This is a genomic window from Microcoleus sp. PH2017_28_MFU_U_A, from assembly GCF_020738035.1.
Lineage (GTDB): Bacteria > Cyanobacteriota > Cyanobacteriia > Cyanobacteriales > Microcoleaceae > Microcoleus.
Window position 1 is genome coordinate 1 of the sequence record NZ_JAEQCX010000171.1, and the last position, 10,746, is coordinate 10,746.

General features: G+C 46.8%; 7 protein-coding genes and 1 pseudogene. 4 read left to right on the top strand and 4 right to left on the bottom strand.

What is annotated here, in order from left to right:
- Positions 1-97: 97 nt before the first annotated feature.
- A pseudogene (locus JGK14_RS32050) lies at positions 98-673 on the bottom strand (DNA sulfur modification protein DndB); the annotation flags it as partial.
- 181 nt (positions 674-854) lie between these two features.
- Here JGK14_RS32050 and dndC point away from each other — a divergent pair.
- The 3 genes from dndC (at position 855) to dndE (ending at position 5,331) form a co-directional block, all read left to right on the top strand.
- Entirely contained in the window at positions 855-2,522 is a 1,668-nt protein-coding gene (gene dndC, locus JGK14_RS32055) for a DNA phosphorothioation system sulfurtransferase DndC (protein WP_293179300.1), read from the top strand.
- A 122-nt stretch (positions 2,523-2,644) separates the two neighbouring features.
- On the top strand, positions 2,645-4,642 hold the full coding sequence (dndD, locus tag JGK14_RS32060; RefSeq protein ID WP_293179303.1) for a DNA sulfur modification protein DndD: 1,998 nt from the start codon (positions 2,645-2,647) through the stop codon (positions 4,640-4,642).
- A gap of 287 nt (positions 4,643-4,929) precedes the next feature.
- On the top strand, positions 4,930-5,331 hold the full coding sequence (gene dndE / locus JGK14_RS32065) for a DNA sulfur modification protein DndE (protein WP_293232820.1): 402 nt from the start codon (positions 4,930-4,932) through the stop codon (positions 5,329-5,331).
- Positions 5,332-5,955: 624 nt separating this feature from the next.
- On the opposite strand, the gene thiD is transcribed toward dndE, so the two are convergent.
- Entirely contained in the window at positions 5,956-6,780 is an 825-nt protein-coding gene (gene thiD, locus JGK14_RS32070; protein ID WP_293179326.1) for a bifunctional hydroxymethylpyrimidine kinase/phosphomethylpyrimidine kinase, read from the bottom strand.
- A gap of 151 nt (positions 6,781-6,931) precedes the next feature.
- Between thiD and JGK14_RS32075 the strand changes: the two genes are divergently transcribed.
- Complete coding sequence (locus tag JGK14_RS32075) at positions 6,932-7,711, top strand: MBL fold metallo-hydrolase (RefSeq protein ID WP_293190660.1); 780 nt, start codon at positions 6,932-6,934, stop codon at positions 7,709-7,711.
- 135 nt (positions 7,712-7,846) lie between these two features.
- On the opposite strand, the gene ftsZ is transcribed toward JGK14_RS32075, so the two are convergent.
- Entirely contained in the window at positions 7,847-9,118 is a 1,272-nt protein-coding gene (gene ftsZ / locus JGK14_RS32080) for a cell division protein FtsZ (RefSeq protein WP_293190662.1), read from the bottom strand.
- Positions 9,119-9,495: 377 nt separating this feature from the next.
- A complete protein-coding gene (locus JGK14_RS32085; RefSeq protein WP_293179315.1) occupies positions 9,496-10,395 on the bottom strand; it encodes a cell division protein FtsQ/DivIB in 900 nt (299 codons plus the stop codon).
- Positions 10,396-10,746: the final 351 nt, after the last annotated feature.

Below are 10,746 nucleotides of genomic sequence, written 5' to 3' on the forward strand. Positions count from 1 at the left end.
GATTATGGTAATTTATTTGCTTTCTATTATGCCATCAACTTAGTCAGACAGACAATTGTCTGAGTATTTATACTGATTGCAAAAGTGGGATGCTCCCAAGCAATGATTTATCCAGTTGTTTGGTCTGCGCCATATCTCGGAAATCCGCCTGACACTGGTTAAAATCTTTTTCTAAAACCAGCGTAATAGGGAAATCATTATCACCTATTAACTCGCCGTCACCACTTTCAATTAACTCGTGAATAGCGCGCTTGCGATGCTGTCCATCAGTAATATCTAACTTAACACCACGATGAATAACTACTAGACAAATCCCTCGACCTAGTTCTATAATGTCAATCTTTTCAGGATCGATATTTGCTGTCAGTGTACCCAAAATCCAGGGTTGATCGTTTCTAGCGCGCTTAAGAATATATTGTTTTACTTCCTCAGCATGACCCTTTATCTCTGGGCGATTTTTGCCCGAATCAGGATCGTTGCCAGTTGATGGTCTTGCCTGGAGGAGAGTAGGCAAGTCATCAGCCGGGATATTGATTTGCACCATCTTCCGCTTCCCCTGCTGAAAAGTTAGCCCAGGATAGCACTTCTGACGGTGGTACTTGGCAAAGTAAGGCTCTAGAACTTCGTCAAGTTTCTGGATCGAATCTGTCTCTGGGTAGTTGTTTTCTGGCATAATGCGGGTAAAAAATTATTTAATTATTATAACTTTTTGACTGTACGTGAACCAGGGATGCTATTGTGCAAAAGGGCAAATAACAAGATACACATGGATCAGTATGCTAGCAAGCAGATTGTATCATAAAAATCCAAAATTAGCAAGATAGGAGTTTTATAACGTGATAGAAGTTCAACAGATGTTATTATTTGAACCGCGAACTGTTCCGGAGTTACTCGAAGAGATAAAAGAGCTAACTAAAGAAATTCAAGAATTATACTGCTTAGACGCTATACCTTGGTTAATCGGTTGGAGTGGCGGGAAAGATAGCACCGCAGTATTGCAGCTTATCTGGAACGCGATAGCAGCACTTCCGATCGAAAAACGCACAAAAAATATCCATGTAATCACAACTGATACTTTCGCTGAAAATCCGATTATTTCGGCTTGGGTACGTAAATCTTTAGCTAAACTCAAGATACTTGCTCAAGAGCAAAAAATGCCTGTTTCCCCGCATCTCCTTCATCCAGAGGTGAAAGAAACATTCTGGGTATGCTTAATTGGTAAAGGCTATCCAGCGCCTCGCAATGGATTTCGGTGGTGTACAGATAGGATGAAAATTCAGCCAGTAAATCAATTTATCCGAGACTTAGTTCGAGTACATGGTGAAACTATTGTTGTTTTGGGTACTCGCAAGGCTGAAAGCAGCAAACGTGCAGCAACAATGAAAAAGTATGAAGCTGGTAGATTGCGCGAGCGTCTCAGTCCTAATGCTCGCTTACCTAACTCTTTAATTTATACCCCTATTGAGGATTGGCGTGATGATGAAGTTTGGCTGTACCTAATGCAGTGGGACAATCCTTGGGGAAATAACAATAAAGATTTATTTGCCATGTATCGAGGTGCAACAGCAGACAATGAGTGTCCTTTAGTTGTTGATACTTCTACTCCGAGCTGTGGCGATTCTCGCTTTGGCTGCTGGGTGTGTACAATGGTTGACAAAGATAAATCAATGGAGGCAATGATTCAAAACGATGAGGAAAAAGAATGGATGCAGCCTCTCCTCGATATTCGCAACGAATTAGACATAAAAGACGATCGCCCAAAAAGAGACTTTCGCCGCATCTACGGTAGAGTAGAATTGTTTGAACGCAACATGGGCGACGACACAACCTCCGTCGAACCCATCCCAGGCCCATACACCAAATTCTGGCGAGAACACTGGCTGAGACGAGTCCTGGAAGCACAAACCCACATCCGCAAAACCGCACCCCTAGAAATGCGCGACATCACCTTAATTACCCCGGAAGAACTTAGCGAAATCCGCCGCATTTGGCTGGAACAAAAGCACGAATTTGACGACAGTTTACCCCGCATTTATCAAGAAGTCACGGGCGAACCTTTTGCAGATTCCCGCCCAGCCGCCGAAAGGAAACTCCTAGGTAGCGACGAATGGACTGCGATCGCAGAAATTTGCAGCGAGGACGAAATGCACCTCGAATTGATGGCAAAACTCCTCGATACAGAACGCCAATATTACACAAAACCCCGCCGTACAGGCATTTACGCAGATTTGGACAAGTGTTTTGAAACCAGTTCGCGATCGAAGGAGGAAGCTATTGGTAACGCCCACTATCAACGCAACTTAAAAACTGCGGTGGAAGCTGTTATAGCAAATCCGACTGAAAACATTCAGCAGGTCAAAAGTGCGATCGCCCAAACCAACATTTCTGCACAATCCGATACCGTCGATATTGCCAAACTCAAACAAGAACTTGAAAGCAGCAGCAATCAAGCGAAGCAGCTATCTTGGGCAGATATCAAATTTTCAACTCCCGATGTAGGAGATAAAAATAGCAAAGATTAAATCTGTCTAATCAAAACTTCCTCTGCGTAGGATGCGTCAGCTAGCATTATTCTGTATCTAATTGATAGCCCAATGGCTGACGCACCTTCTAAACAAATCAGCAACCACCGACAACATCTACAATGCAATTCCTCGAACTCGTCCTCAAAAACTTCGGGCCCTATGCAGGCACCCAAACCATCAATCTCCGCCCCGAAAAAGACGGAAATCCCTGCCCGGTTATCCTATTTGGCGGCATGAACGGCGGCGGAAAAACCACCCTCATGGACGCCATTCGCCTCGCCCTCTACGGCGGTCGCGCCCAATGTTCCACCCGAGGCAATTTAAGCTACAGCGACTTTATTAATCAATGCGTCAACCGCCACACTCCCCCACTAGAAGAAACCCGCGTAGAACTAACATTTGAACAAGTCCAAGATGACCAATTAACTCAATTTAAAATTGTTAGATACTGGAAAAAACCAGATATCAAAGACACCTTAAGCATTCTCATATACAGCGAAATAGTCAAGGATTGGTGGTCGGACAAAGCCATTACCAACACTTGGGACGAATATATCGAAACCCTTTTACCAGTCGGCATATCCAACCTGTTTCTGTTTGACGGCGAACAAGTCAAAGAACTCGCCGAACTCGAAACTCCGCCCGAGTTTGTCGTCGGGGCGATTAAATCTTTGTTGGGTTTAGAATTAGCAGAACGCCTCGCTGTCGATTTAGAAATATTAGCAGGCCGCAAGCGCAAAGAAATTGCTGGCAAAAAAGACTTGGCAGCTTTAGAAAAAATTGAAGCAACTTTTCAGGAAATTAGTAACAAAAAACAATTTGCAACTGAAGAACAAGCCAGCCTGAAAAATAAATTAGAAAAAGCTCAAACAAATCAGCAAAAAGCATCAGACAAATTTATTTATCAAGGCGGAAAAATTGCGGGCGATCGCAGTCAACTAGACAGACAGCTAAACGACTACAGAAATCAAGCAGACAAAACCCGTCTAGCCATGATGGAATTGGCATCAAATATGCTACCGCTAGCGCTTATTTCACCCTTGCTAACCGCTGCAAAAACCCAAGCAGAAACCGAAGCCAGCCAGCAGCAAGCAAAGATTGCCCAAAATGTTATCAAACAAAGAAGCGATCGCCTCCTCAACTATATCGCCGAAATCTCCTTAAATCCCCAACAGCTAGATAAAATTCAAGACTTCATCCGCGAAGAAGATCGAGAACTCGAACAGCAAGCGGCAACCGACGCCCCGCCCTGGATGAACGCCGACAACAGCAATATCCAGCAATTAGAAAACCTCCTCGGCTACCAAATCAAAGCCGAAGAAACTCTCGTGGCCCAACAAATAGCAGAAATCACCCACATCGAAACAGAAATTGACTTCACCGACAGACAACTCGCCGCCGCAGCTTCCCCCGAAGCCTACGAGAAATTAGAAGAAGAAGTCAGGAATGCTCAAAAAGCAGTTGCAATCGCAGCCGCAGCCTTGGAATCCGCAAACAGTCGCATCGCAGAATTAGATAAAGAATTAGCCAAAACCCAGAAACAACTAGAAAGCTACAGTAGTGAATACATTACCATCAGAAACAGCCAACACGTCATCGCTTCGATCGCGAAAGCGCAAAATACCCTTAAACTCTTTAAAGAAAAACTCACCCTCAAAAAACTCAACAAACTCGAAATAGAGATTACCGACTGTTTTCGCTACCTGTTGCACAAAAGCGACCTGGTGCACAGAGTTGCGATCGACACTGACACATTTAGCCTGTCAATTTACGATCCAGAAGGCAAACCGGTACCCAAACACCGACTTTCGGCTGGTGAAAAACAACTGCTGGCGATCGCCTTTTTGTGGGGATTGGCCAGAGTATCCGGGAGACAGTTACCAGTTGCGATCGACACTCCCCTCGGCCGCCTCGACTCATCCCACAGAAACAACCTAGTCGAACGCTATTTTCCCTCAGCCAGCCACCAAGTCATCCTGCTTTCTACCGACACGGAGATTCGGCAAGCAGAATATGATAAGCTGCAAGAATTAGAGGCGATCGCCCACAGCTACCTCCTCAACTATGATTCGACCAAACGGCAAACTACCGTCGAAACTGGTTATTTCTGGGCATAAAAAACCGCGCCAAAATTTTTAGCAACCCCCTTGACTTTTCCGGGGAGTTGCGGTAGTATATATAGGATAATGGGATGGTTGCGAAAATTTTATTTTTGCAACCATCCCATTATGTTAGGATTCATCCTACTAAAAATATAATACCAAAAACCGCTGTATTTATCAAGCCCGCGCCCTGTAAAAATTTGTTAATTTTAGTTTTTTAACTCGGTCAAAAAACGTAAATTTAGAGGCTGAGCTTCCCAAATATTAACACTCTTTACCAGATATCAAACAATTCTCAACTCATGGAACCACCAGTCGATCGCATCTGCCTCTCTCAAACAGCCAAAGACCAACTATCTAAACTCAAACGATCGACTAAAATCGATCGGTGGAACGTCCTGTGCCGGTGGGGATTTTGCCGATCGCTCGCCGAACCCAGCATCCCATCGCCGATACCGATTCCCAGCGACAGCAATGTCGAACTAAGCTGGGATGTCTTTGGCGGCGACATGGCGGACATCCTGATAATTGCTCTCAAGCAGCGGTGTCATCAAGACAATTTGGGCACGGAAAAGGAAACTCTCGCGAAACAGTTTCGCCTGCACTTGCATCGAGGTATTGGCTATTTAGCTGGCGATCCGAATATTAAGAAGATTGAAGATTTGGTGGCGATCGCGCTTTCTCCTGAGAAATTGAGAAATTAAACGAACCGCGAAGGCGCAAAGAACGCGAAGGAAGAAAGAGAAGGGAAGAGTTTACAATTTATTTGGGAGTGCTATCAGTGCCAATGTTTGGCTGTCGCGGCGGAGGATTTTATGGCAAATTACAAATTTGACCTGATAGAATAAGGGTTGGAAGGAAGTAGATGTTTGAAAGTAGTAGTTGAGGAGTTCCATGGGGCTATTGTTAAATTCGATGATTTCACAATAGGGAATTCCGGGCGATCGCAGTTACAGCAAACTGTCACTTCCTGCGCTGACTCGCTTGCCCTCAACGCCCAAAACCCCCAAACCCTCACCAAATCAAACATTCTTGCGATCGCCCTCCCTGTATTCCCAAGCCTAAAAGTAGACAATTTAACAACTGTACCACTAATAAAAACGGTTCGTAGTGAGGACTTTAGTCCGCATAAAGAAGGACTAAAGTCCTCACTACGAACCTATTTGATTGCGATCTTTCGGGAGCATCTCAGTTTTGCATTTATAGTGCGAGCACGCAAGAGCTCGCGTATGCTACAAATCGCGAGCGGGGACGCTCGCACTATAATAAAAAAAATGCTTTTTGCAAAATTGAGATGCTCCCGATCTTTCTTTTGGGCGATGAGATGACTAATGACTAAGGACTTTTGAGACCAAAAGCGGGAAAAAATGCCCTACTGGGCCTTGACCTTCCCCAATATCTAAAGCATATTTCAGAGCAGTAGTAACATAATTCTTAGCTAATGTCACCGCTGTAAACAAATCTTTACCTAATGCTAGATTAGCAGCGATCGCAGCACTCAACGTGCAACCAGTCCCGTGAGTATTCCCAGTATCAACCGTCTCAGTTTTCAACACATCCAGCCGCGTACCGTCAAACCAAACATCAATTCCCCGCAAATCTCCCGCCATCCCGCCACCTTTGACTAAAACAGCTTTCGCGCCCGATCGATAAATCTCCTGCGCTGCCGATCGCATATCATCTAAAGAAACAATCTCTCTTCCGCTCAAAATCTCAGCCTCAAAGCGATTAGGAGTTACAACAACCGCCAAAGGAATCAAATTATCGCGCAAAAATGCGATCGCCCCGTCGTCAATCAGTCGATCGCCCGATCGGGATACCATCACCGGATCGACAACCAAATTTCCTATATTCCAAGCTTCAACCTGGGAAGCAACTACCGCCATAATTTCCCGGTTTAGCAGCATCCCAGTCTTCGCAGCCTGCACCCCAATATCCCCAACCACCGCCTGGATTTGAGCGGCCACAGCCTCCGCAGACAAAGCATCCACCCGCGTCACACCCAAAGTATTTTGAGCTGTCACGCAAGTCAGAGCACTCGTACCATGCACGCAGTGAAAAGCAAAAGTCCGCAAATCCGCCTGAATCCCGGCCCCGCCACCGCTATCAGATCCAGCCACAGTCAAAGCCACAGGAATCTTAGATTTAATCATCTTTTGTGCAACCGCAGATAAACGCAAACAAACGCAGATAAATTCCATATTATCCGCGTTCATCCGTGTTCATCTGCCATCATCTGCGGTTCAAAATCCCCAACCAAATTAGCTATGATTAAAATCAAGTAAAGAATTATTGCAAATAAATATGAAACTCACCCGCATCGACCTCAACTCCTGGATCTTCCACATCGCAGGCCAAACCATCTTAGTCGATCCCTGGCTGGTCGATCCCCTCGTATTTTACGGTCAACCTTGGCTGTTCACCGCCTACCACAACACGCCCGTCGCCTTTACTCCCAGTACCTTACCGCCGATCGATCTTATCCTAATTTCCCAAGGCTTAGACGACCACTGTCACAGACCAACACTCGAAAAGCTCGATCGCACAATTCCCGCGATCGCCTCACCCACCGCCGCCAAAGTCCTCAGCAGTTTAGGCTACACCAATATCACATCTTTAACAAATTGGCAAGAGTCTACATTTAAAGAAATATTACAAATAACCGCCGTACCCGGAGCCGAAATCCAGCCCGGACAAGAAGAAAACGGCTATTTACTCAAAGATTTAAACAGCGGCGAAACTCTTTATTACGAACCACACCTGCCGCCCTTAGAAAAAGTCAAACAGAAAATAGACACCGTAGACGTAGCAATCGCCCCCGTCATCGGTCAAATCTTCCCCTTCCTCGGACAAATCATCATCGGCCCTGCTGAGGCCCTGAAACTTGCCCAAACCCTAAAACCTCGGTTTTTTGTACCTACAACCACAGGAGATATCCGAGCCACGGGTATTTTACCAATGTTAGTGAAGTCGATCGGCAGCATCCCCGAATTTCGCGATTTACTTGCCAATTCAGGACTCTCCACCCAGCTACTCGAACCCGAACCCGGACAAACCCTAGAGATTTTAGATTTTAGATTTTAGATTTTAGATTTTTTATATTTTAGATAAATCCAAAATACCAAATCCCAGATCTCAATAGATTTTAGATTTTTCAGATTGGAGATTTATCGACAATCCACAATCCACAATCTAAAATCTAAAATCCAAAATCTAAAATCATTTGGTTGGGCGACGGTTTCGCAAAAACTCAGGAATATCCAATCCGAAATCCTGCGGTTTCGTTTTCGCATCCTGCGGCTGTTGAGCAGGAGTCACCGGCACAGTCGCAGCCCGCCAAGGAGCATTAACATTTTGCGCGCGCGAAGCCTGAGACGATGAGATCATTTCCCCCGAAAAACCAGTAGCGATCACAGTAATCTTAATTTCGCCCTGAAGCCGCTCATCAATCACCGCTCCAAAAATAATATTGGCATTCGGATCGACAACTTCATAAATCGTCTCAGCCGCCGCATTAACTTCATGCAGCGTCATATCTGTACCGCCAGTGATGTTAAACACTACACCTCTAGCGCCCTCGATCGAGGAAGCTTCCAGCAAAGGCGAAGAAATCGCCTGCATTGCAGCTTCCCTAGCCCGCGACTTGCCAGATCCCACGCCGATACCCATCAAAGCCGAACCCGCATCCGCCATTACAGCGCGCACGTCAGCAAAGTCAACATTCACCAAACCGGGAATTGTAATGATGTCAGAAATACCCTGAACCCCTTGGCGCAGGATATCGTCAGCAACTCGGAAAGCCTCTTGTACGGGCATTTGTTCCGAAATCACAGACAGCAGCTTGTCGTTAGGAATCACGATCAGCGTATCCACCCGGCTTTGCAAAGCCGCAATTCCTTCCTCAGCTTGGCTGGTGCGCCGCCGTCCCTCAAACGTGAAAGGCCGGGTTACGATGCCCACAGTCAAAGCGCCCATTTCTTTAGCCACTTCCGCGACAATCGGAGCCGCGCCCGTGCCCGTACCGCCACCCATGCCGGCCGTGATAAACACCAAATCGGCGTGATTCAAAGCATTAGCAACTTCGTCGCGAGACTCTTCAGCAGCCTTTTGTCCGATCGCCGGATTGCCGCCCGCGCCCAAACCGCGCGTCAACTTTTGTCCGACTTGCAAGCGTTTCGGAGCATTAGAGAGCACCAGAGCTTGGGAATCCGTATTCACGCACCAAAACTCGACACCAGAAACCTCGCTAGCAATCATCCGGTTAACGGCATTGCCGCCACCACCGCCAACGCCAATTACTTTGATTTTGGCGGCACTGCTGGGCATTATGTCTTTGGGATTGACCATAGGATCGATATCAATACTATCTACATTTACATAACCAGACTTGCGTCTAAACGGATTGGCGGAATCTAAGGCCACCGGAAAATTTTTTACTTCTTCCGAAGGGGGACTGTCTTGGTCAGACCCCTGACTATTATTAAGGTTCATGAGAGTCTGGGATAGTAGATTACAGCTTTTTAACTAAACGCCAATTCACCATCAACTATATGCTAATGTTGCGCGAAAAACTAACACTGGTCGAGGCTCAATGTTAGCAATCTCGGATTTGGCCGCTGTTGCTCGCCCATAGCTTGCATACCCCATCTAGGTGCTTGTGCACAAGGCACTTCTGGGCAAGGCAAAATGAAAAAAATGGATACCAGCCCTTAACGCATCGGATCGAACCCAAAGTTATGAATTTTTTTTCTGATGCGGATCGGTATCAAAAAAGTGTCCTTATTTCCAGTCTTGCGTATTGATGCCCAGATGTAAAAATTCTGATTGTCGATCGACTATACCTTCTCCCGCCTTTCCAAGACACAGGCTCAATTCTGAGCCGGAGTTGGTGCGGGAGTTGAACTCTCCAAACTAGGAGGGGGTTCTGGCAAGTGGACGATCGGGGCAGCAGGATTTTTCAAGTCAATGTAGGCTATTTTGCTTGAATCTAGCTGTTTTGGCAATTGTCGCATTCGGTCTAAAACTTTAAGCTGCTCGATAGTCTTGGAACTGTACGGCCCTAAGTGTACCGTACCGATCTCTGTTTTCAAGATCAAGTTATTTGGGTTTTGCCAATCTATCTCAAACACTTTCACAGTCAAGCCGCTGAGTCCTTGGTAAAACTTCGGCCACGAGGCTCGATACTGTTCCAAAGGCCCGATGACTTTTAAAGTTGGCAAAGAATGCTGGGGCCCGGTTCCCTGAGGGCTGACCGGTGCGATCGAACTATTGTCCGATCGCACAGCAGTATAGCTCTCTGACGGCATCCAGCCTCCGCGAGCATCCAGCCACCCCACCTTGTCCTTGTCGCTAGATTTCAACACCGCAGTCGGCTGTGCCACCGCCACCGGCAGCCTTTCTGACACTTCTATCGTCAAAGAAGGCGGAAACAAGTTGCGAGTCACCTTCGCTTTGGCGATCGGCCCCGTTGACTCCAGCTTTTGGGCCAGGGCCTGCGGTTGAATTCCCCACAGCGACTGCGGGTAAGACAGCGGCACCAAAGAGCGCACCGCCTTGTCCGACAGCCACTGATTGCCCTCCACCTTCACTTGTTCCGATCGAGCAATCAACCAAGCCGGCTGTGCAATCCACCACAGCAAACCCCCGGCGATCGCGCTCGCTGCCAACATTTGCCACATCAGGGCTGCCGATCGAGCGCGACGCTGCCGCCGCAACTCTTCGCGCCTGCGCCCTAACTCTTTTTGAGAAACCACTCCAAAACTAGCCATCTACCTCTTGACAATTTAACTAGACAGACGGGAATTCCCCCACTATACCGTAGTCGGTTAATAGGGGTTGACACTCGAGCGGGCTAAAGCCACGCTCGATTCTGCGGACAAAGCAGGCTTGGGCAATGCCCAAACTCTAACTCTCGCTGGGAGTCGTCAAGCACCGTCTATTCAGTCGGTCAAGGTTTACACCTAACTTACTGACTACTTTGATAGAGTCGAGGGAATAATTACTCATTCCCCCTCTCCTTCAATTAGAGTCGATGCCTGTGTTACCACAGGACACCTCTCCTTCAGAACGCGGACGTGCAGCTTTCACTGCATCCGGCTCCTAGTCTGACACCTAATAAG

What these genes read in the sequence shown, in the direction of transcription:
- dndD (WP_293179303.1), top strand. Translation starts at nt 2,645, where the DNA reads ATGCAATTCCTCGAACTCGTCCTCAAAAACTTCGGGCCCTATGCAGGC.
- dndC (WP_293179300.1), top strand. Translation starts at nt 855, where the DNA reads ATGTTATTATTTGAACCGCGAACTGTTCCGGAGTTACTCGAAGAGATA.
- thiD (WP_293179326.1), bottom strand. Translation starts at nt 6,780, where the DNA reads ATGATTAAATCTAAGATTCCTGTGGCTTTGACTGTGGCTGGATCTGAT.
- JGK14_RS32075 (WP_293190660.1), top strand. Translation starts at nt 6,932, where the DNA reads ATGAAACTCACCCGCATCGACCTCAACTCCTGGATCTTCCACATCGCA.
- ftsZ (WP_293190662.1), bottom strand. Translation starts at nt 9,118, where the DNA reads ATGAACCTTAATAATAGTCAGGGGTCTGACCAAGACAGTCCCCCTTCG.
- dndE (WP_293232820.1), top strand. Translation starts at nt 4,930, where the DNA reads ATGGAACCACCAGTCGATCGCATCTGCCTCTCTCAAACAGCCAAAGAC.
- JGK14_RS32085 (WP_293179315.1), bottom strand. Translation starts at nt 10,395, where the DNA reads ATGGCTAGTTTTGGAGTGGTTTCTCAAAAAGAGTTAGGGCGCAGGCGC.